Source organism: Streptomyces solicavernae (assembly GCF_029968095.1).
GTDB classification, from domain to species: Bacteria; Actinomycetota; Actinomycetes; order Streptomycetales; family Streptomycetaceae; genus Streptomyces; species Streptomyces solicavernae.
The window spans coordinates 1-21,433 of the sequence record NZ_JASCIR010000012.1 but is presented as its reverse complement, the minus strand read 5'-3'; the positions used below and the strand labels follow the sequence as shown (position 1 = coordinate 21,433).

General features: G+C 74.5%; 18 protein-coding genes. 10 read left to right on the top strand and 8 right to left on the bottom strand.

The annotated features are described in order from the left end of the window. The first annotated feature begins 161 nt into the window (after nucleotides 1-161). Nucleotides 162-998 (top strand): dienelactone hydrolase family protein, encoded by an 837-nt coding sequence (locus QIS99_RS16015; protein ID WP_282514041.1) that lies wholly within the window; start codon nucleotides 162-164, stop codon nucleotides 996-998. Between the two features lie 287 nt (nucleotides 999-1,285). On the opposite strand, the gene QIS99_RS16010 is transcribed toward QIS99_RS16015, so the two are convergent. Continuing rightward, nucleotides 1,286-2,236, bottom strand: coding sequence for an ArsR/SmtB family transcription factor (locus tag QIS99_RS16010; protein ID WP_282514187.1), 951 nt, complete (start codon nucleotides 2,234-2,236; stop codon nucleotides 1,286-1,288). Between the two features lie 371 nt (nucleotides 2,237-2,607). Here QIS99_RS16010 and QIS99_RS16005 point away from each other — a divergent pair, with 371 nt between their 5' ends. The 4 genes from QIS99_RS16005 (at nucleotide 2,608) to QIS99_RS15990 (ending at nucleotide 7,169) form a co-directional block, all read left to right on the top strand. Beyond that, entirely contained in the window at nucleotides 2,608-3,183 is a 576-nt protein-coding gene (locus QIS99_RS16005) for a TetR/AcrR family transcriptional regulator (RefSeq protein WP_282514040.1), read from the top strand. A gap of 413 nt (nucleotides 3,184-3,596) precedes the next feature. Continuing rightward, complete coding sequence (locus tag QIS99_RS16000) at nucleotides 3,597-4,262, top strand: GntR family transcriptional regulator (RefSeq protein ID WP_282514186.1); 666 nt, start codon at nucleotides 3,597-3,599, stop codon at nucleotides 4,260-4,262. Between the two features lie 203 nt (nucleotides 4,263-4,465). Continuing rightward, complete coding sequence (locus QIS99_RS15995) at nucleotides 4,466-5,767, top strand: amidohydrolase family protein (protein ID WP_282514039.1); 1,302 nt, start codon at nucleotides 4,466-4,468, stop codon at nucleotides 5,765-5,767. 100 nt (nucleotides 5,768-5,867) lie between these two features. Then, nucleotides 5,868-7,169: an amidohydrolase family protein gene (locus tag QIS99_RS15990; RefSeq protein ID WP_282514038.1), complete on the top strand. Its 1,302-nt coding sequence runs from the start codon at nucleotides 5,868-5,870 to the stop codon at nucleotides 7,167-7,169. Between the two features lie 117 nt (nucleotides 7,170-7,286). Here QIS99_RS15990 and QIS99_RS15985 read toward each other — a convergent pair whose 3' ends face one another. Continuing rightward, nucleotides 7,287-8,678: an NADP-dependent succinic semialdehyde dehydrogenase gene (locus QIS99_RS15985; protein WP_282514037.1), complete on the bottom strand. Its 1,392-nt coding sequence runs from the start codon at nucleotides 8,676-8,678 to the stop codon at nucleotides 7,287-7,289. A gap of 353 nt (nucleotides 8,679-9,031) precedes the next feature. Here QIS99_RS15985 and QIS99_RS15980 point away from each other — a divergent pair, with 353 nt between their 5' ends. Then, on the top strand, nucleotides 9,032-9,808 hold the full coding sequence (locus QIS99_RS15980) for an SDR family NAD(P)-dependent oxidoreductase (RefSeq protein WP_282514036.1): 777 nt from the start codon (nucleotides 9,032-9,034) through the stop codon (nucleotides 9,806-9,808). Nucleotides 9,809-9,877: 69 nt separating this feature from the next. Here QIS99_RS15980 and QIS99_RS15975 read toward each other — a convergent pair whose 3' ends face one another. The 4 genes from QIS99_RS15975 to QIS99_RS15960 all read right to left on the bottom strand — a co-directional run bounded on the left by QIS99_RS15975 (nucleotide 9,878) and on the right by QIS99_RS15960 (nucleotide 14,422). Further along, complete coding sequence (locus QIS99_RS15975; RefSeq protein ID WP_282514035.1) at nucleotides 9,878-10,555, bottom strand: DUF1097 domain-containing protein; 678 nt, start codon at nucleotides 10,553-10,555, stop codon at nucleotides 9,878-9,880. After that, a complete protein-coding gene (locus QIS99_RS15970; RefSeq protein WP_282514034.1) occupies nucleotides 10,552-11,961 on the bottom strand; it encodes an amidohydrolase family protein in 1,410 nt (469 codons plus the stop codon). The genes QIS99_RS15975 and QIS99_RS15970 overlap by 4 nt, the downstream gene beginning before the upstream one ends. A 66-nt stretch (nucleotides 11,962-12,027) precedes the next feature. Continuing rightward, a complete protein-coding gene (locus QIS99_RS15965) occupies nucleotides 12,028-13,155 on the bottom strand; it encodes an acetamidase/formamidase family protein (protein WP_282514033.1) in 1,128 nt (375 codons plus the stop codon). 178 nt (nucleotides 13,156-13,333) lie between these two features. Next, nucleotides 13,334-14,422 (bottom strand): carbamate kinase, encoded by a 1,089-nt coding sequence (locus QIS99_RS15960; protein ID WP_282514032.1) that lies wholly within the window; start codon nucleotides 14,420-14,422, stop codon nucleotides 13,334-13,336. A gap of 222 nt (nucleotides 14,423-14,644) precedes the next feature. Between QIS99_RS15960 and QIS99_RS15955 the strand changes: the two genes are divergently transcribed. Beyond that, nucleotides 14,645-16,228 carry a PucR family transcriptional regulator gene (locus QIS99_RS15955; RefSeq protein ID WP_282514031.1) on the top strand — a complete coding sequence of 528 codons (1,584 nt, stop codon included), beginning with the start codon at nucleotides 14,645-14,647 and terminating at the stop codon, nucleotides 16,226-16,228. Here QIS99_RS15955 and QIS99_RS15950 read toward each other — a convergent pair. After that, the gene (locus QIS99_RS15950) at nucleotides 16,209-17,630 is read right to left on the bottom strand and encodes a purine-cytosine permease family protein (RefSeq protein WP_282514030.1); all 1,422 of its coding nucleotides are present in this window, start codon (nucleotides 17,628-17,630) and stop codon (nucleotides 16,209-16,211) included. The two genes, QIS99_RS15955 and QIS99_RS15950, sit on opposite strands and share 20 nt — an antisense overlap. Before the next feature lie 84 nt (nucleotides 17,631-17,714). Then, on the bottom strand, nucleotides 17,715-17,930 hold the full coding sequence (locus QIS99_RS15945) for a hypothetical protein (protein WP_282514028.1): 216 nt from the start codon (nucleotides 17,928-17,930) through the stop codon (nucleotides 17,715-17,717). 48 nt (nucleotides 17,931-17,978) lie between these two features. Here QIS99_RS15945 and QIS99_RS15940 point away from each other — a divergent pair, with 48 nt between their 5' ends. From QIS99_RS15940 to QIS99_RS15930, 3 genes are all read left to right on the top strand, one after another. Continuing rightward, nucleotides 17,979-19,544 carry a transcriptional regulator gene (locus tag QIS99_RS15940; RefSeq protein ID WP_282514017.1) on the top strand — a complete coding sequence of 522 codons (1,566 nt, stop codon included), beginning with the start codon at nucleotides 17,979-17,981 and terminating at the stop codon, nucleotides 19,542-19,544. Next, nucleotides 19,541-21,010 (top strand): YlbE family protein, encoded by a 1,470-nt coding sequence (locus QIS99_RS15935; protein WP_282514016.1) that lies wholly within the window; start codon nucleotides 19,541-19,543, stop codon nucleotides 21,008-21,010. The genes QIS99_RS15940 and QIS99_RS15935 overlap by 4 nt, the downstream gene beginning before the upstream one ends. A gap of 78 nt (nucleotides 21,011-21,088) precedes the next feature. Next, a partial coding sequence (locus tag QIS99_RS15930) for a hypothetical protein (RefSeq protein ID WP_282514015.1) occupies nucleotides 21,089-21,433 on the top strand: 345 nt, incomplete at its 3' end.

The window sequence follows — 21,433 nt, the reverse complement described above, 5'->3', positions numbered from 1 at the left end:
GTCACTGCGCGGCCCCCGCGGACTGCCGTGCGTGTGGTGTCCGTCGCAGCGGGAAGGGAACGCCGGGTGCGGTGATCACCGGGGTGGCATGCTCGGTCGCAGACGTACGGAAACGGTCTCAACTACCAGCACCCGCAAGGGAAATGAGGGGGAACGCCACGATGGCCGACCACGATCTGTCCGGTTTCGAGCGCGACTCGTTCACGTACCGCGGTGTCACCCACGACGTGCTGCGGTGCGGGGACGGACCGGCCGTCGTCGTCATCGCGGAGATGCCCGGCATCACACCGAAGGTGCTGGCGTTCGCCGAGCGCGTGGCCGCCATCGGGTGCACGGCCGTGCTGCCGGTCCTGTTCGGCAGGCCGGGGCGCGACCCGCACCCGGCGGCGCACGGCAAGCTGAAGGCCCGCGCCTATCTGGCGTCGAGCATTCTGCGGGTGTGCGTGAGCCGGGAGTTCACCGCGTTCGCGGTCGGCCGCAGCTCCCCGGTGGTGGACTGGCTGCGGGGCCTTGCCGCGTACGAGCACGAGCGGTGCGGCGGGCCCGGGGTGGGGGCCGTCGGGATGTGCTTCACGGGCGGGTTCGCGCTGGCGATGGCCGCCGACGAGCGGATGCTCGCGCCGGTCCTCTCGCAGCCCTCGCTGCCGATGCCGGCCACCGGGCGCCGCGCGGCGGGGATCGACATCTCCTCCGCGGACCTCGCCAAGGTCAAGGACCGCTGTGCGCGCGACGGTCTGCGGGTGCACGGCCTGCGGTTCCGCAGCGACAGGCTGGTGCCGGACGAGCGCTTCGCGTTCCTCCGGCGCGAGCTGGGCGAGGCGTTCGTGGCCGTCGAGCTGGACGACGCCGACGCCGACCCGGAGGCGGTGCGGGACCCGCACTCCGTGCTCACGGAGCACCTGATCGACGAGCCGGGGCAGGCGACGCGGGCGGCCCTCGACGGGGTGCTCGACCTGCTGCGTACGCGGCTGCTGCCGGCGGGCGGCGGCACGGACTGAACGGGAGCCCCGGACGGGCCCTCACCGGTAGGGATGCCCGCGTACGGCTGCTCACCGTGAGGGCATGGACGAGCCGAGCGACGGACCCAGCGCCGAACAGCGCACCCCTGCTCCGCACGGAGGCACGGGCGGGTGCCCTCGGGCCGGGAGCGGTGGCGGGCGTTCCGGGAGTCGCCGTTCCTGCCCGCGACGCTCCTCGCTGCGGGCTGAGGGGCACGCGGCGGGTGAGGTGCGCGCGGCGGGCTGAGGGGGCCGGGGCTTCGGGCCTGGGGCCTGGGGCCCCGGTCTCACCCGTGCCCGGTGAGCAGGTCCATTCCGAGGGGCGTCAGGGCGTGCCGTACGCGATGCCGTTCTCTGGTGCTGATGACGAGGCCCGCGCCGCGCAGCACGGCGGCGTGTTCGCTGGCCGACGACAGCGAGACCCCGGCGTACTGCGCCAACTCGCTGGTGGTGCGCGGCTCCCGGAGGGTCTGCAGCACGGCCGCGCGGGTGTGCCCGAGCAGCGGGCCGAGCCTGCGGCAGGCGCTCGGCGGTTGCTGCGGCCGCGGCGCGCGGGCCGGGTAGACGAGCACCGGCAGCAGGGTCTCGTTGAGCAGCGCGACGGGGGTGCGGCGGCAGAAGTACGAGGGTACGAGGAGGAGTCCGCGGCCCTCCAGGTACATGTCGCGGTCCACCGGGTAGTCGGCGCACAGCACGGGCGGCTGCCAGTGGAGCATCGGGGCGAACGTGCGCAGCATCGCGTTCGTGTCGCCGCGGGCCTGCGTGCCCGTGCGGTGCAGCCGGTCGCGCTCGACGCGGGCGGTGATGTCCGGCCAGGCGGGGCCGAGCACGGACGAGTGGTACTGGCGCAGCACGGCGCCGAGCCGCCGCAAGGTGCCGGTCTCTCCGTCGGCCAGTGAACGGGCCCAGGACGGCAGGGGGTTGGCGTCGGCGAGCAGGCCGAGTTCCGTGCGCAGTTGGCGGCGCGGGGTGCTCAGTACGGCGTCGATGCCCTCCTCCAGGCCGCCTGCGGCCGCGGCGGGCGTGAGGAAGTCCGGGAAGTAGCCGCGCCTCGGCATCAGCGGGGCCAGGATCCGCTGGGCGGACCGGCCGCGGTGGCAGGCTCTGCGCCGCCAGGCGTCGAGCAGCGGTTCGGGCCGCAGCTCACCGAGTTGTTGCATGCTCAGGACGGTCTCCCACAGTGGGTCCGGACCGTCCGCGATCCTGGTGCGCGCCAGATCACCGGCGCTGAAGTGCATGCGCAGCACGACTTCCCCCGAAGTCCCCCGACGATGTTCAAGCGGCCGCTGTTCCCGATCCCCTCGACGGGGCCCGCTCGCCGGGCCCCGCCGCTCGGGAGAATGGCCGTTCTCTTGGTGCGACTGTACTGACGGGCACCGTGGTGCTCAAGGCATTGAACGGGGCGCGAGGGGCGGTACCGGCGCATTTCCGCCGCGCCGGGCGACGGCGCACGCGCCCCGCACCGGCCCGCTCCCCCATGGACAGAACACTTCCGGACAGGTGAGAATGGCGGTTCTCACGCCGCTTCACTCGCGCGCGCTCCCGGCGTGGACCACAGAACCCACGTTCCCCGTTCCACGTTCCACGTTCCGGAAGGGCTCGGCAGCGCATGGAAGGCCAGGTGGAGGGCGAACCGCTCACCCGTGTCGTGGCGGTGGCCGACGACCTCTTCTTCACGCACGGGGTGCACGCGGTGACGATGCAGCGGATCCGGTCGGAGGCCGGGGTGCCGCTGAAGAAGCTCTACGGCATGTTCCCGTCCAAGGACGCGCTGCTCGCCGCGTGCCTGGAGCGGCGCGACCGGATCGCGCGCTCCGCCCTCGCCGCCCGCGCGGAGCAGCACGACGACCCCGTCGCGCGGACGCTGTCCGTGTTCGACTTCCTGGACGACTGGTTCCACCAACCCGGCTTCCGCGGCTGTGTGTTCGCGGGCGCCTTCGGTGAGGCCGGCGCCGCCGCCCCGGTCGTGGTGACCGCCGTGCAGGCCCACAAGCAGAGCGTGCGCGAGCTGCTGACCGGCCTCGTGGCCGACGTCGGCATACGGGAGGCGGATGCGGTGGGCGCGCAGCTGGCGGTGCTGTTCGACGGCGCGATGGCGTTGGCCACCTTCACCGGCGACACGGGCGCCGCCCGGCACGCGCGGCAGGCGGCGCGTGCCGTCCTGGAGGCGGGCCTGCGCGGGTGAGGCGGTCCTGCGCGCGTGAGACGGGCCTGCGCGCGTGAGACGGGCCTGCGCGCCTGAGGCCTGCGCGCCTGAGGCCTGCGCGCGCGAGAAGGGCCTCTGCCCGTCCCCCCTTCTGTCCGGACCCGCCGAGCAGGCCCTGGGCGTCCGCCGGGTCGCTGCTCCGGCGGTGACGCGCCCGGCGGTACGGACCGCTTCGCGCGGTCCTCCGCTTCGCACCCCAACTCCCGTACGCGTTCGCGCTGCTTGAGCTGTACGCGCCGATCAAGGACTGCGCTGCGGGGCGAAGGCACAGATCGTGGCGCATGACGCGGGGCCGGGGCCGTCGGCCGCGCCGTATCCTCCACTGCGGGGCCGGAAGGTGTGAGCGGAGGACGGTGCACGTGGCGAGCAGCGCGGGTGGCAGTACGGAGCGGATGTCGTTGAGCGCCCAGGCGCGCGAGGCGGTCCGCGACCGCATCGTCGACCGGCGGTACGCGCTGGGCTCGCGGCTCGTCGAGCGGGAGATCGCCGATGAGCTGCAGATGTCGCGCGTGCCCGTCCGGGAGGCGCTGCGCGCGCTCGTCACCGAGGGCCTGCTCGAACTGCTGCCGCACAGCGGGGTGCGGGTCAGGCGCCTGGAGCGCTCCGACGTCCAGCACCTGTACGAGGTGTGGGAGCCCCTGGCCGTACAGGCCTCGCGGCTCGCGGCGCGGCGGGTGGCCGAGCACGCACCAAGGGAAGCGGCCGAGGAGGCGGCCGGTCTCGTACGGCTGCGCAGCACGCTGGAGCACGCGGACACGGCCTCGCGGTCCGACGACGGGCCGCGCGAGGTGGCCGCGCACACGGCGTTCCACGAGGGCATTGTCGCGCTGGCGGGCAATCCCCTCCTGGAGCGGATGATGGAGCAGCTGAGCTGGCAGTTGCAGCTGCTGTTCGGGATGCGCGCCGAACCGGACCACATGCGGGCCCAGCACCACCTGATCTTCCGGCACATCGCGGCGGGCGACGAGGAGACGGCGGCGGCGAGCACGCTGCTTCACGTGCGGGACAGCCGGGCCGTGGCGCTGCGGTCGCTGTTCGAGGACGAGGGGCAGGCCTGAGAGCGGCCGGCCCGAGAGCCGCACCCTGCCGGTATACCAGGGCTGACTGACCTAGCAGACCTTCCCGTCAAACACCCCACAACAACGCGAAGATTACGCACGACTCCTTGCCATGCGCGCGGGCTCGGTATACAAAATGGCCGGACGGGGTCCCTCCGCTCCGTCGTACACCCGTCCCCCGCCCTACCGCCCTGGAGCCACTCATGTGCGTCGAGAACACCCCGCCCCCTGCGTCCCGGCTGACCCGGCGCGGCATCCTCGCGGGCGCCGCCGCGCTCGCGGGCACCACGGCCGCGCTGTCCGCGGTCGCGCCCCGTACCGCCGCTGCCGCCGACGACGGCCGGACGGGCCGTGGCCCGAGCACCGGCCGGGCCACGACGGGTGACCTGGTCGTCGAGGGCGGCACGCTGCTCGACCCGGCGACCGGAGAGGTCACCGAGGACGCGGTGGTCGTGATCGTCGACGGCGTGGTGCGGGCCGCCGGGGCGCGCGGCCGCACGCACGTCCCCGACGGCATCGAGAAGCTGGACGCGCACGGCCGCTGGATCCTGCCCGGCCTGGTCGAGGCGCACATCCACCTGAGCACCGCGGCCGAGGCGCGCGAGGCCGTCCTCAAGGGCGCCACCAGCGCGCGCAGCGGCTCGACCAGCTTCTACCAGGACATCGCCGTACGGGAGTTGGCGCGGCAGGTGCCGCAGCTGGCGCCGCGGCTGCGGGCCGCCGGGGTGTTCGTCACCCCCGACCTGGGCGACACGATCCTCGCCGACCCCGACCTCACCCCGCTGGCCAGGCTGAAGGACGGCGTCCGCTCCCCGGAGGCGCTGCGCCGCGTCGTGGAGGTCAACCTGGCGCGCGGCGCCGACGTGATCAAGACCCGCGTCAACGAGCGCGCCGGACTGCCGGAGCAGGACCCGCTGGCCCAGGTGTACGACCGCGAGCAGCTGTCCGCGATCGTCGCGGCCGCGCGGCGCCGCGGCAAGGGCGTGCTGTGCCACAGCTACAGCGAGAAGGGCTGCCAGGACGCCGTCATGGCGGGCGTGCGGTCCATCGAGCACGGCGCGTTCATCGGCGAGCGCACCCTGCACGAGATGAAGCGCCGGGGCACGTACTTCACGCCGACCCTCGCCGCGATGGCCGGCATGGCCGACTCCTCCGACCCGATCCTCGCCGAGCGGGGCCGCACGTTCCTGGCGGCCGCCAAGAAGAGGGCGCTCGCCGCGCACGAGGTGGGTGTGCCGCTCGCCGCGGGCACCGACTCCTCCGGTGGCGAGGTCGACCCGATCGGCCGCGAGGTGGAGCTGATGCGGGAGGCCGGTCTGCCCGCGCTCGACGCGATCCGCACCGCCACCACCGGCGCCGCGAAGCTGCTCGGCCTGGAGACCAGGGCCGGGCGCCTGGCGCGCGGCTTCGCCGGTGACGTGGTGCTCGTGGACGGCGACCCGCTGGCCGATGTGCGCGTCCTCAAGTCGCCCAAGCGCGTGGTGCGTTCGGGCGTCGCGCTCTGACCTTTCCTGCCGCACGGCGGTACGCGCACAGGCCGGCCCCGTGCAGCCGTACGTCTCGTCCATCTCGTCCACGTTCTCGCCCGATCCCGAAGGAGACCCCATGACGCCTCTGTCCCGTCGCGGCATGATCGCCGGTGCGGCCGCGCTGGCCGGTACCGCCACCGCGCTGTCGGCCGGTGCCGCCTCGTCCGCCGCGCCGCGTGAGCGGCACGACGACCGCCCCGGCCGGGCCGTGGTCTTCCGCGACGTCCGGCCGTTCGGGGCCGCCGAGGCCGTGGACCTGACCGTCGTCGACGGCCGGATCACGGACGGCCCGGCCCCGCGCGGGGCGCGCGTCGTCGACGGTGGCGGGCGGGTCGCCCTGCCGTCGCTCGTGGACGCGCACATCCACCCGGACAAGACGTCCTGGGGCGGCGAGTGGGTCTCCCGCAAGCCGGCGAGCAGCATCGCCGAGTACTGCGAGCAGGACGTCGAGCTGTTCAAGAGCCAGAAGCGGCCGATCGGGGAGCGGGCGTACGGGCTGATGGCGCACGCCGTGACCCGCGGCACCCGCGCGATGCGCGCCCACGTGGACGTGGCGCCCGCCTACGACCTGGCCGGGGTGGAGGGGGTGGCCGAGGCCCGCGAGAAGCTGCAGCACGCGCTCGACGTGCAGGTCGTGGCGTTCCCGCAGCACGGTGTGGTGCGTACGCCCGGCACGGCGGAGCTCCTGGAGGAGGCGGCGCGCGGCGGTCGGATCGACTTCGTCGGCGGCATCGACCCGATCAGCTTCGACCACGCGATGGACGAGCAGCTCGACCTGGTCTTCGGGCTCGCGGACCGGCACGGCGTGGGTGTCGACATCCACCTGCACGACCGGGACGAGAAGGGCCTGGAGGTGATGCGGGCAATCATCGAGCGCACCCGGGCGCTGTCCCTGCGCGGCAAGGTCACGGTCAGTCACGTCTTCTGCCTGCCGGGCCTGTCCGACGCCGAACTCGGAGCGATGGCGGAGGACTTGGGCGACCTGGACATCTCCCTGACGACGGTCGCGCCGAACGAGTCGCTGGTGCTGCCGATCGGCAAACTGCAGGAGCACGGCGTGCGCGTCGGCCTCGGCTCGGACGGGGTGCGGGACTCGTGGAGCCCGTTCGGCAACGCCGACATGCTGCACCGCGCGCACATCCTCGGCTGGGTCACCGACGTCCGTCTGGACGACGAGCTGAACCATGTGTACGACGTGGCCGCGCACGGCGGCTCGGACGTCATGAGCCTCGACCGCGCCGACCTGAAGCCCGGCTCGCCCGCGGACTTCGTCCTCGTCAAGGGCGAGGGCGCGCCGCAGATCGTGGTGGACATGCCGCAGCGCGACCTGGTCGTGCACGGCGGGCGGATCGTGGCGCGGGACGGCGAGCTGGTCTGAGGCGAGGCCCGGCCCCGGGGCCCTTCCGGGGCACGTCCCGCACTGTCGGCCGCCGCGCCCTCGATCGCCTGCGGGCTCGTCCTCAAGCGCCGGACGGGGCTGCCCCCTCAGCCCCGTCTACGGCCCGTACCACACCGTCGTCGCGTTGCAGAACTCCCGGATCCCCTCCCCCGCCAACTCCCTGCCGTAGCCGGAGCGTTTGGCGCCGCCGAAGGGGAGGCCGGGGTGGGAGGCGGTCATGCCGTTGAAGAAGACGCCGCCCGCCTGGATGTCCCGTACGCAGCGGGCGATGTCGTCGTCGTCCCGGGTCCAGACGTTGGAGCTCAGGCCGAACGGGGTGTCGTTGGCGAGGGCGACGGCCTCGTCGAGGCTGTCCACCCGGTAGAGGGTCGCGACCGGGCCGAAGGCCTCCTCGCGGTGGATGCGCATCCCCTCCGTGATGCCGGCGAGGACCGTGGGCGTGTAGAACCAGCCGCTGACCGGCCGGTCCGGGCGGGCGCCGCCGCACAGCACCGCCGCGCCCTTGGCGACCGCGTCCTCGACCAGTTCCTCCAGGTCCCCCAGGCCCTGCTCGGAGGAGAGCGGGCCGACGTCGGTCTCCTCGGACATCGGGTCGCCGACGGTCAGCTCCCGCATCCCGGCGACGAACCGGTCGCGGAACGCGTCGTACACGTCGGCGTGCACGATGAAGCGCTTCGCGGCGATGCAGGACTGGCCGTTGTTCTGCACGCGCGCGGTGACCGCCGTCTTCGCCGCCTTCTCGACGTCGGCGCTGGGCAGCACCACGTACGGATCGCTGCCGCCCAGTTCGAGGACGGTCTTCTTCACCTCGTCGCCGGCGGTCGAGGCGACGGCACGGCCCGCGGGTTCGCTGCCCGTCAGGGTCGCCGCGGCCACGCGCGCGTCGCGCAGGACACCGTCGACCGCGCCGGAGCCGATCAGCAGCGTCTGGAAGCAGCCCTCCCGGTATCCGGCACGCAGGAAGAGTTCCTCCAGGTAGAGGGCGGTCTGCGGGACGTTCGACGCGTGCTTGAGCAGGCCGACGTTGCCCGCCATCAGGGCCGGGGCGGCGAAGCGTACGACCTGCCACAGCGGGAAGTTCCACGGCATCACGGCGAGGACGGGGCCGATGGGGCGGTAGCGGACGACGGCGCGGACGGCGCCCGAGTCCTCCACGTCCCGCGGTTCGGGGTGCTCGTCGGCGAGCAGGGACTCGGCGTTCGCCGCGTACCAGCGCATCGCCTTCACGCACTTCGCGGCCTCGGCGCGGGCCGCCTTGAGGGGTTTGCCCATCTCCAGGGTCATGGTGCGGGCCACGTCCTCCACGTCCGCCTCCAGGACGTCCGCCGCGCGTTCGAGGAGAGTCCTGCGGTCGGCGAAGGAGGTGAGGCGGTGCTCGCGGTACGCGGCCTCGGCGGTGGCGAGCCGTCGCTCCACCTCCTCGGGGGTGAGCGCGTCGAAGGTCTTCAGCGTCTCGCCCGTGGCGGGGTTGACGGTGGCGATGGGCATGGGGTTCCTCCTCGCGGACGGACTCGGCTCGGCCCCCTCGACCCTCGCGCGCCCCGGCCCCGGACGCAACGCGGCGGTTTCCGGTGTCCGTACGCGGAGCCGGTCACGGCCTTGCCCGGGGTGACCGATGAGACGCCCACGGCTCAGGCCCACGAATCCGACGCGGTGCCGACGGTGGACGCGGACGCGACGGTCGGGATCATCTGGGAGTTCAGCGGGCGGCGGGCCACCCCCGCTCTCCTCCCCTCACTCCAACTCCCCTGTTCACGGCGGCCTCTGACGGGAACTCACTCTTGTTGCCGCGACCGCCTTCCCCCATTCTGGTGGACCCCCAACGGAAGGCGGCACCGCCGATGAGCGTCGAGGAATTCTCCGGCCGCAGGGGCGCCGCCCTGGTCGCGGGCGGCACCGGCGGGATCGGGGCGGCGGTCGTGCGGACGTTGGCGCGTCGGGGCAGCGAGGTGATGTTCACGTACCGCAGCAGTGAGGTGGCCGCCCACCGGCTGGTCTCCGAGCTGGCCGCCGACGGCCTGCACGTGCACGCGCTGCGGGCCGACCTGGCGGACGAGGCGGCCGCCGCGGGGGCGGTCGAGGCGGCCGCGGACGGGCACGACGGTCTGCACACCGTGGTGTACGCGGCCGGGCCGCATGTGCCGATGGTGCACCTCAGCCAGGTGCCGCCCGCCCGCTACCGGGAGCAACTGCACGCGGACGCGGCGGCGTTCTACCAGCTGGTCCACCCCGCGCTGCCCGCACTGCGGGCGAGCGGCGGCAGTCTGGTCGCGGTGACGACGGCGGCCACCAGCCGCTTCCCGGTGCGCGACGGGCTGTCCACCGGGACCAAGGGCGCGGTGGAGGCGGTCGCGCGCGCCCTCGCCGCGGAGGAGGGGCGGTACGGCGTGCGGGTCAACTGCGTCGGCCCGGGGATGCTCACCGACGGCATCGCGGCCCGCCTCATCGACAGCGGGGAGCTGGACGAGGAGGCCCTTGCGGTGACGCGGCGGAACATCCCGCTGCGCCGCTTCGGCCGGGCGCAGGACATCGCCGAGGCGGTGGCGTTCCTGGCCTCGGACAGGGCCGCCTTCATCACCGGGCAGAGCCTGGCGGTGGACGGCGGATACAGCGTCTGAGCGTTGCGAACCGGCGGACGGCAGCGGCCCGTCGGCATGGCCGCCCCCGGCTCTTACCCCGGCCCGGCTCTACCCCGGCCCGGCCTCCCTCGCGGCCGGGAACGCCAGGCGGCGCGACAGGTAGGCGTAGACCGGTCCGAGGGCGTTCATGGCGACGACGCAGACCCAGGCGGCCCACGGGTTGCCCGGGTCGTAGCCGAAGCCGCCGAAGTACGTGGCGAAGTAACTGGCGAAGCCGAGGAACATGCCGGGGATCAGGGAGAAGAAGGCGAGCCTGCCCGTGTACATGAGGGTCGTGTTGACGACGAGGATGCACAGCGCGGCGAAGGCGTTGCGGGCGAGCCTGCCGTCGCCGAGGACCGTGCCCGCGTTGGTCTCAAGGAGCACGATGACGAGGGCATAGGTGGAGCCCATCGGCATGGCCCGCCAGAGCCGTTGGGCGTTGGCGAGGGTGGGCCGCGGGCTCAGCAGGAACATGCCTGCCCAGGAGATGAAGATCGCCCACGGCGGCAGATGCAGCGCGGTGCCGCCGATGAAGGCGGTGGTCGCGGCGAGCACGGAGGCGACGATCTCGTGCGGGATCCGCTCCCGGACCACGGGCGGCCCGGCGGCGGTCGGGAGCTCGGCGGCGGTCTGGGGCTCGGCGCCCGCCGGGAGCTCGGCACTGCTCGGAGGCTCGGCACTGCTCGGAGGCTCGGCAATCCTCGGAGGTTCGGCGCCGGTCGCGGGATCGTGGGTTCCGGTCATCGTGCCACCTCCGCGCTCACGGCCGGGGCGGCGGCCGCCAGCTCCGTCGTACGGGTCGAACGGGCCACGATCCGCCCGGACTTGACTACGGCCGTGCGCACCGGCCGCTCGATGAGGACCGAGTCACAATCCTCGGTGTCGACGACGACCAGATCGGCCACGGCGCCCACATGGGTGCCGTAGTCCCCCTCCGCCAGACCCACCACGCGGGCCGCGTCGTACGTGACCATGCGCAGCACCCGGCGCAGGTCAGCGGGTCCGGAGAGGTGGCCGAGGCGGGCGAGGAGGAGGGCTGTGTCGAGGACGTCGCCGGTGCCGTACGGGGTGAAGGCGTTGCGGATGTTGTTGCTGGAGCAGGCGGTGAGCACGCCCGCGTCCCAGAGTTCGCGGACCGGGGCGAGGCCGCGGCGTACGGCGGTGGTGTCGCCGCGGCCGCCGAGGAACAGGTCGGTGGCGGGCAGCGGCACCACGGCGACGCCCGCCTCGGCGAGCGCCTTCAGGACCGCGCGTCGCTCCCCGGGCGGGCGGCCGCCCAGCGAGGTGGCGTGGCCGAGCGTGACCCGCCCGCCGAGTCCGCGCGCGGCGGTCTGCTCGGCGATGAACTCGGCGAGCGCGAACCGCGGATCGGAGCCGTCGTCGGCGAAGTCGGCGTGCAGATCGGCCGGTACGCCGTACTCGACGGCCAGGTCGAGGACGAGTTCGACGTGGCGTCGGCAGTCCTCCGGTGAGACCTCGCCGTACGTGCAGCCGCCGACCGCGTCCGCGCCCGCGGCGAGCGCCCGGCGCAGGAGTTCGGTCGTGCCGGGCGCCTTGAGGATTCCCTCCTGCGGGAAGGCGACGACTTGCAGGGTGATCAACTCCGCCCAGGTGTCGCGGAGTTCGAGCAGTACGTCGAGTCCGGTGAGTCCGGCGACCGGGTCGACGTCGGGGTGGGCGCGCAGGGTGGTGGTGCCGTGCGCGACGCACATCCGCAGCACCCGTTCGGCGCGGGCGCGCACCTCGTCGTGGGTGAAGCCCGCCTTGAGTTCGGCGGTGACGCGGATGGCGTCGGCGAGGGTGCCGGCGGGCTGCGGGTGGGTGAGGTCGAGGAGCGCCTTGTCGGGGTGCAGATGGGCCTCGACGAAGCCGGGCAGGACGACGCGGCCCGCGCAGTCGAACTCCGCGACGGATTGCGGGAGTTCCGCGGCGGACTGCGGGAGTTCTACGGCGGACTGCGGGAGTCCCGCGGCAGACTGCTGGAGTTCCGCGGCGGACTGGGGGAGTTCCGCGGCGGACTGCGGGCGTCGGGCTGTCCGGTCGGCCTCGGGCCGGGGGCCGACCGCGTGGATGCGGCCGTCCCGGATCAGTACGTCGGTGGGGTCGGGTGCGGCCTCCAGGCGGGCGTTGCGCAGCAGCAGAGCGGTCACGGCGGTCTCCTGTGTGTCGTGCGGCCGGGAACGTTCAGAGGACGCCCGGGAAGTCCGCCTTGCGGATCACCCGTGCACGCCCTTCACTCCGTCCACCACCTGCGACACCTCGAAGTCGGCGGCGGCGCTGAGGTAGGCGTAGGCGGTCGCGCGGTCCATGCCGGTACGGGCGGTGAGGAACGCGAGCGCGGAGCGCACGGCCTGGCGCATCGCCTCGTTCAGGTCCGCGTCGAGGCCGAGGGCGATCCAGTGCGTACGGGTCTCGGCGAACGGCTCGCCGAGCAGCCCCGTCACACGCCGCGCCGCCTCGCCGCGTACGACCGAGAGCCGGACCGTCGCGCGGAGCGGGGCCTCCAGGGCGGTGAGAGCGACCTCGCCGTTGCCCTGCGCGAAGTGCGGGTCCCCGGCGTGGAATCCGGCGCCGTCGACCTGCACGGGCAGGTAGAGGGAGGAGCCGCAGCCGAGATGCCTGACGTCGAGGTTGCCGCCGTGGCGGCCGGGCGGGACGGAGTGCACCGGGCCGCCGGCGGCGCTCGCGACACCCATGATCCCGACGAACGGGTTGAGCGGGAACCGTGCCGTGCCCGAGGGCCCGTACCGCAGCAGCCCGAACTCGGCACCGTCCGGCCGCCGTTCGACCGTACAGAAGGAGGTGACGGTGCCGGTCGGGGTGCGGCGCGTGTCCGGGTCGACCAACTCGGCTGCTTCGTCCGGGAGTTCGCCGGGCAGGGCGCCGCGGCCGTGGCGGTTGGAGATGACGCCGTAGTGGGTGCGCCGGTACAGGGACAGGGTCTCGACGCGCAGCAGGTCGCCGGGCCGGGCACCGCGCACCGCGACCGGTCCGGTGACGATGTGCGGCCCGAGCCGGTCGTCCGGTGCGAGGCCGGACGCCGCGATCTCCCGGGCGTCGGCGAGTACCGCACGCTCCGGCACCCCGAAGGCGCCGAAGAACGCGACCGGGTCGCGGCCCTGGTCGGGCAGGATCCCCTCGTGCGAGACCAGGTCGAGGGTGAGCGTGTCCCCGTCGGCCACGGCGAGCACCGGCTCGCGCGCGGCGTTCGGCAACTCGCCCCAGCGGGCCGTGTCGACGGTGGTGCGCAGGTGGTGGCGGCCGTCGACGGGGAGATCACCGGGACCGGGCGCGTACGACGCGCCGTGCGCGGCGGCCACGGCGGGAGCGGCACTGTGAGGCATACGTGTCCTTCGGGTGGGGTGCGTCGGGTGGGGTGCGTCGGGTCGGTCCTTCGGGGCGGGTCCTTCGGGGCGGGTCCTTCGGGGCGGGTCCTTCGGTCGCTGCATGTTGATCGCCGCGCGCTGGTCGGGTCGAGGGGTGCGGCCCCGCGTCGGCGGGGTGACACGCGTCGGCCGGGTGTCACGCGTCGGTGGCCGGGGCGTTCCGTGCGGGGACGCGTGCCGCCGTAGGCGAAGTGCCGTGCCGCACCCGAGGTTTGGCAGCAGGCCCGGGCACGATGCGGGTGCCGGAGCGGCCGCGCAGGGCGCGGCCCAGCGCCTCGGGCGAGGTGACGAGGACGCCGGCGCCGCCCGCCGCGAGGAAGTCCAGGGCCGCGCGGACCTTCGGGCCCATGCTGCCCTCGGGGAACTGGCCGTCCGCGAGGTGGCGGCGGGCCCGGTCCTGGTCGAGGCGGCGCAGCTCGCGGGCGCGGGGCGTGCCCCAGTCCAGGGCGATGCGGTCCACGCCGGTGGTGACGATCAGCTCGTCGGCGCCGATGCCGGTGGCGAGCAGCGCCGAGGTGGCGTCCTTGTCGACGACCGCCTCGACGCCGCGCAGCACTCCGCCGGGCCCCACGGCCACCGGGATGCCACCGCCCCCGCCCGCGACGACCACGTGTCCGGCGGCCGACAGGGCGGCCACGGCGGCCAGTTCGACGATGCGGAGCGGGGCCGGTGAGGGCACCAGGCGGCGCCAGCCGCGGCCCGCGTCCTCGCCGACGGTCCAGCCGTGCCGGTCGGCGAGCCGTTCGGCCTCGGCGCGCGAGAGGTGGGCGCCGATCGGCTTGGTGGGGTGCGCGAAGGCGGGGTCGGCGGTGTCCACGACGGTGTGGGTGAGCACGGCGACGGGCGGCGGCCCGGCTGCCGGGAGTGCGGTGGCGAGGGCGCGGGTCAGGATGCAGCCGAGGCCGCCCTGCGAGTCCGCGACACACATGTCCAGCTCAGGGGACGGAAGTTGAGGGTCGACCGCGGCGGCGAGGTCGGCCCGCCGCTTGATGAGGCCGACCTGCGGGCCGTTGCCGTGCGTGACGACGACCCGGTGGCCGGCCCGCACCAGCGCGGCCACCGGCCCGGCGAGCCGCCTGGCGGCCTCGTACTGCTCGGTGAACGTGGCGGGCCGGCCCTCGCGCAGCAGTGCGTTGCCGCCGACGGCGAGGACGGTGAGCGGCGCGGCGGGCGCGGCGGGCGCGGCGGGCGCGGAAGGCGCGGAAGGCGCAGGTCGTCGAGGCATGCCAGGACGATAGGAAGGCCGGCGCGCAAGGTCATGGGCAGGCGGTGCCAGTACGTACGGGGGTGTGTTGACGCCTGCTGCCAGTGTCCGGGGGCGGGTGCTGCGGGACGCCCGCGACGTAGGGCGGCGGTGGCCGCGGGGGTATCGGGGCGCCCCCGATTCGTATACAACATTCTGCCGACAGCGTTTACAGCCCTCGCGTACCCACTCATAGTGGGCGGCGTGGCCAGAGGACCGAGCACCGCGTCGCCGCCCGCCGAGCCGGGGTCCGCAGCCGTGCCCCCGCCGGCCGTGCTGACCGTCGCCCGCGCCCTGGAGCTGCCCGCGCTCAGCGGGGCGCGGCTCGTGGCGGGGCGGGACGGGGCGCGGCGGGCGATCCGGGTCGCCAACATCATGGAAGTGCCCGACATCATCCGCTGGATGCGCGGCGGCGAGTTCCTGCTGACCACCGCGTACGCGGTCCGCGACGACGAGCGGGCGCTGACCGCGCTGGTGCCCGAGCTGTCGGGCCGCGGGCTCGCCGCGCTCGGCGTGAAGGTGGGCCCGTATCTGCCGATGCTGCCCGCGGCGATGCTGCGGTGCGCGGACGAACTCGGCTTTCCCATCGTGGAGTTGCCGGGCGAGGTGATGCTGAACGACATCCTGTCCGAGGTGATCGGCACGGTCCTGAACCGGCAGGCGCTGAGCCTGGAGCGGTCGCAGGCGCTGCGGGACCGGCTCTCGCAGGCGGTCCTGCACGGCGGCGGCCACCGCGACCTGGTCGAGGCCCTGGCGGCGGAGACCGGCGCCGCCGTCGCCGTACGGTCCGCGGACGGTTCGGTGCTCGCCGCGGCGGGCGCGCCGCCCGAGGGTACGGCGGCGAGCGTGACGCGGCCGATCGCCGTGGGCAGCCGCTCCGGCGGGGAGGTCGCCCTGTGGGCGCCCGCGGGCCGCGCGCTGGACGAGGAGCAGGTGCTGGCCGTCGAGCACGTGGCGAGCCTGGCCGCGATGCTGGCCGTGCAGGAGCGGGTGCTCGCCGAACGGGAGCGCCGCTACCGGACGTTGCTGCTCACCGAACTGGTCTCGCATCCGCCGCGCGACCGGGCCGAGTCCGCCCGGCGGGCCGCCGCGCTCGGCTGGGACCTGGCGCGGGCGCGGGCGGCGGTGGTCGTCGAGGTGGCGGGGGGCGCGGGCGCCGGGGACGTACGGGGGCAGGAGGAGCGGCTGTTGTGCGCGGCGCGTACCGCGCTCGGCTCGCCCACCCCGGCGTGGGGTACGCCGGGCGGCCTCACGCTCCTGGTGGAGCCGGGGCGTTCGCTCGGCGTGACGTGCGAGGCGCTGCAGCGCGCGGTGCTCGCCGCCTGCCCCGGGCGCACGGTCGCGCTCGCCGCGGGCACGGTCCGGGACGACTTCGCCGAGCTGCACCTGAGCCACAGCGAGGCCCTGTCCACGCTCGCGCTCGGCCGTGAACTCGACGGCGCCACGGGCAGTTTTGTACGGCTCCACGCCGAGGGCGGGGTCTACCGGCTGCTCGACCAGCTGCCCACGGACGAGCTGCGCGCCCTGGTCGACGACGCGCTGGGGCCTCTGCTCGCGTACGACGCCGAGCACGACGGGTCGCTCGTGCACAGCCTCGCCGCCTATCTGCGCCGCGACCGCAACGGCGTGGAGACCGCCGACGAGCTGCACATCCACTACAACACCCTGCGCTACCGGCTGAAGCAGATCGAACGGCTCACCGGCGCACCGGACAAGGACCCGATGCGCCGGCTGCAGACCGAACTCGCCGTGCACGCCCACCGGTTGCTCAGCGCACGGGCGCGCTGACGTCCGGGGCGGGGCGTGCGCGGGCCGCGCGCAGCTGGGGCAGCGAGAACAGCACGTAGAGCAGTGCCCCGGTCAGCGGCAGCGCGTGCCACAGCCGGTCGCCGAAGCCGAAGCCCAGGACGAGGTTGACGGCGAGACCGGCCGTGTAGGCCGCCACGGCACGCCAGTTGACGGCGGCGACGGCGGCCTCGGAGAGGTCGTAGCGGCCGCGCCGCAGCAGGAAGTAGTCGGCGACGAGGATGCCCGGGATCAGCGGGATCGCGTACCCGAGGTAGCCGAGGTAGGTGAGGAACGCGTCCAGGATGCCCGCCGACAGGCCGTAGTACGCGAGCGCGCAGGCCAGGGCGCCCGCGATGACGTTGACGGCGATCCGGGGCAGGTCGACCGCGGTGCGCCCGGCGAGGCTGGCCGCGTACATGTTGTTGACCTCGTGCGGGAAGCCCTGCACGAAGATCGCGAACGCGGCGAGCACGCCCACGCCGACCGCGCCGAAGGCGGCGCCCATGTCGCCCATGCCGACGCCCAGTCCGAGCATGATGCCGAGCAGGTTGAAGCCGAAGTTGCCGACCATGAACTCGGCGAGGGTGGTGGTGTACACGGTGGTCGGGGACTTGCCGAAACGCGTGATGTCGGGGGTGACGGTGGCGCCGGTCATCCACTTGTTCACGCCGAGCGCGAACATGGCGAGCGCGGTGGCCTCGCCCGCGCGGGCCGGTTCGGCGCCCACGATCGCGCCGAGTCCGCCCGCGTGCTGCACGGCGGCCACGACGGCGACGATCACGGTGACCAGCATGAGCGGCACACTGATCCGGCCGACCCAGGTCAGGCCCTTGCCGAAGCCGACGATGGACAGGGCGGTGTAGACGGCGCTGAGCAGCACGCAGTACGCGAGGCCGAGCCACGGGTCGTCGCCGCCGGGCAGGACGCCCGCGGTGATGCCGGTGCTGTAGCCGACGAACCCGGCGGACAGCAGCGCGATCACGAAGGACGGCAGCCGGCTGCCGTTGCGCCCGAAGGCCGCCTTCAGACCGAGTGCGGTGGTGACGCGTTCGCGCTGCCCCATCAGACCGCACAGGATCGACACGGCGCTGACGACGAGCGAGGAGCCGAGGGCGATGGCGAGCGCCGTCCAGAACGGGAAGAACAGGCCGAGCGACATGCCGTACAGCAGATCGGTCGCGGACACCGTGAACCCCATCCGGACCAGCGTGATGGACAGGGTGGAGCGGGACTGGCCCGGCGGCAGCCGGTCGGCGGCGAAGTCCTCGGTGGCCTCGGCGGCGCGCCTGGCCCGGGAGCCCCCATCCGTCTGCACGGGGCCGGAGTCGGGTTCTTCTGTGGGTGGGCCGGTTGGTGGGTCGGTGGGTGGGCCGGTGGGTGGGTCGGTGGGTGTGAGGGACATGCGCGGACACCTCTCGGCTTCGGTACGGGAGTTGGGGAGTCACGGGGAGTTCTCCGGGTGGCACGCCGCGTACGAGATGGGTGTTCAGGAGAGGGTCGCCGCCCCGGCACCGCCGGTCACTGTCAGCGGGTGCCGGTGATCTCCGGGTGTGCGCTGGCACCGTTCGCCGAAGACCCGCGGGGGCGTGAACCGTACGGTCGAGCCATGGACCTTGGCGAAGAGAACCTTGGCGAAGAGAACCTTGGTGAAGAGAACCTTGGTGAAGAAGACCTCGGTGAAGAAAACCTCGGTGAAGAACACGTCCTCAACTCCGTACGCCGTGACACTTACGCCGACTCCGTCGCCCTGATGCGGGCCGCGCGGCACCTCTCCGAGCTGCCCGGTGTCGGCGCCGCCGGCCTGGTCATGGCGACCGCGGCCAATCTGCGGCAGCTCGCCGACGCGGGCCTCCTCACCGACGAGGGGCGCGCGGCCCGGCCCAGCGACCTGGTCGTGGCGCTGCGCGGCGCGCCCGACGCGCTCGCGGCCGCCCTCGACGGCATGAGCGGACTGCTCGACCGGCCCGACAGCGGCGGTACGGGGAGCGGGGCCTCCCCCGCGGAACCCGCGCCCCGCGCGCTCACCGAGACGGACCCGGCCGCCGCGCTCGCGCTGATCTCCACACCCGGTCCGTACGCGGGCGCCGAGGCGCTGAAGGCGCTCCGCTGCGGCCTGCACGCCTTCGTGTTCAGCGACAACGTGCCGCTCGCCCAGGAGGTCGCGATCAAGCGCGAGGCGCACGCGCGCGGGCTGCTCGCCATGGGCCCCGACTGCGGCACCGCCCTGATCGACGGGGTGCCGCTCGGCTTCGCGAACGCCCTGCGCCCGGGTCGTACGGGCCTGATCGGCGCGTCCGGCACGGGACTTCAGCAGGTGTCGTGCCTCCTGGACGCCTGCGGCGAGGGCGTACGGCAGATGATCGGCACCGGCGGGCGCGACCTGAGCGCGGAGGTCGGCGGGGTCACGACGCTCGACGCGTTCGAACTGCTCGACGCCGACCCTGGCTGTGCGCTGATCCTGCTGGTGTCGAAGCCGCCTGCGCCCGAGGTCGCCGAGCGGGTCCTGGAGCGCGCCCGGCGCTCGGCGAAGCCGGTGGTCGCGTGCTTCCTCGACGGGACGCGGCCGTACACCTCGGGCAGGCTCACCGTGACCGGCACGCTGCGCGACGCCGCGTACACGGCGGTACGTCTCCTCGGCGGCGTGGTCCCCGAGCCCTTCACGCCGCCTCGACTCCCCTCGCCCGGCGGCCACTTGCTGCGGGCGCTGTACGCGGGCGGGACGTTCGCGTACGAGGCCCGGCAGCTGCTGCCGTCGGCGGTCACGGAGACCCCGGCCGCGCCCGGGGGCGACATCGCCCTGCCCGACCGGGACTTGATCCTCGACCTGGGCGACGACGCGTACACCGCGGGCCGCCCGCACCCGATGATCGACCCGGCCGTGCGCGCCGCGCACCTGCGGGCGGCGCTGCGTGATCCGCGTACCGCCGTGGTGGTCGTGGACGTGGTGCTCGGGCACGGCGCGGGCCCGGACCCGGCCGGACCGCTCGCCGCCGAGCTGGAGCTCGCCGCGGAGCTGGAGCAGGTGCCGGCCCGCCGCCGCCCGCACGTCGTGGCGTACGTGGTGGGCACCGATCGCGATCCGCAGGACGCCGCCGGACAGCGGGAGCGGCTGCGGGGGGCGGGCGCGCTGCTCGCGCCGAACAGCACGGACGCCGCTCGCACCGCGGTGGCCCTCCTTCCGGATCGTGCACCACGCGGGCGTGCGGAAACCGGTCTGACGCCAACCGACCCGACGCCAACCGACCCGACGCCGACCGACCCGGCGCCGACCGACCCGGCGCCAACCGATCTGACCCCTGCGGGAGGACACGCATGAGCACGGTCCCCGTCGGAGCGCTGCTCGGTGCGGCGCCCGCTCACATCGCCGCCGTCGGCGTGCCGGACTTCGCCGACGTGCCCCGGACCGCCGGGGCCGACGTCACGGCGCTCGACTGGCGGCCGCCCGCCTCCGGTGAGCCGGACCTCGCCTGGAAGCTGGCCGAACTCACCGCGCACGCGCGCGTGGAGGCCGCCAACGCGGAGGCGGTTTCCCGGCTGCTTGCCGTCCGCCCGGTCTGGCGGGACGTGGTCACCGCGCGTGAGGCTCTGCCGGTACTGGACGACCGGGCGAGCGGCCGCCGGGTGCTGCTGCACGCCGGGCCGCCCCTCGGCTGGGACCGGATGTGCGGGCCGATGCGGGCGGGCGTCGTCGGCGCCGCGCTCCTCGAAGGCTGGGCGGACACCCCGGAGGCCGCCGGACGGCTCGCGGACTCCGGTGCGATCGACTTCGAGCCGTGCCACCATCACGACACGGTCGGCCCGATGGGCGGGGTGGTCTCGCCGTCGATGCCGCTGCTCGTCGTCGAGGACCCGGCGACCGGCCGGCGCGCCTACTCCAACCTCAACGAGGGCGCGGGCCGTTGCCTGCGGTACGGGGCGCTCGGCGACGACGTGCTGGACCGCCTCCGCTGGATGGGCGGCATCCTCGCGCCCGCCCTGCGCAGCGCACTGCGGGCCCGGCCTGACGGGGTCGACCTGCGCGCGGTCACCGCCCAGGCGCTGCAGATGGGCGACGAGTGCCACAGCCGCAACACGGCCGCGTCCATGCTGCTGCTTCACGAACTGGCCGCGTCTCTGGCCCGTACGGAGAACGGCCCCGAGGTCATCGGCTTCCTCGCCGGCAACCACTACTGGTTCCTCAACTTCTCGATGGCGGCGGCCAAACTCTCCACGTCAGCGGCGGCCGGCGTACCGCACTCGACGCTCGTGACGGCCTTCGCGCGCAACGGCGTCGAGGTCGGCATCCGCGTCAGCGGCCTCGGCGACGCCTGGTTCACGGCGCCCGCGACCCGGATCCGCGGCATGTACTTCGCCGGGTACGGGCCGGACGACGCCAACCCGGACATCGGCGACAGTGCGATCGCGGAGACGTACGGGCTCGGCGGCTTCTCGCTCGCGGCGGCACCGGCGATCACCGGTTTCGTCGGCGGGACGGTCGAGGAGGCGGTGCGGATCAGCCGGGACATGGCCCGCATCACGCTGACCCGGCACGAGGCGTACCGGCTGCCGCTGCTCGGCGGGATCGGCGCACCCGTGGGCATCGACCTGCGGGCGGTGCTCGACACGGGCATCGTCCCGGTGATCACGACCGGCATCTCGCACCGCGAGCCCGGCATCGGCCAGATCGGCGCGGGCCTCACACACGCCCCGCTGGAGTGCTTCCACAAGGCACTCCAGGCGTTCCCGGTACCGGCCACCAGCGTGGCGGCCACCGGTGTGCCGGCCGTGGACGTGTCGGCGTGAGCCCGGCCACCGGCGTGCCGGCCGTGGGCGTGTCGGCGTGAGCCCGGCCACCGGCGTGCCGGCCGTGGGCGTGTCGGCGTGAGCCCGGCGGCCCTGTGCGGGGCGGCGTCGACCCTCACCGCCGCCGATGTGCTGGGGCCGCCGCGCCCCGCGCGTGTGGTCGCCGCCACGCGGGGTGCGCTGTACCTGCTCGTGCGGGGCAGTGCGGCGCCGCTCGCGCTGGTGGCGTACGACGCGGTGCGGGTGCCGTCCGCCGTCGTACTGCCCCGGTGCGCGGGACTCCTCGCGGGGACCGGGCCCTCCACGGGCCCCTTCGCGGGGCTGGCTGTCGGCCGGGGCGGCCGGGTCGGCGGTGGCCGGATCGCCGTCGGGGCGCTGCGCCTGACGGCGGGGGTGTGGGGGGGGCCCGCCCCCCCCCCCGCC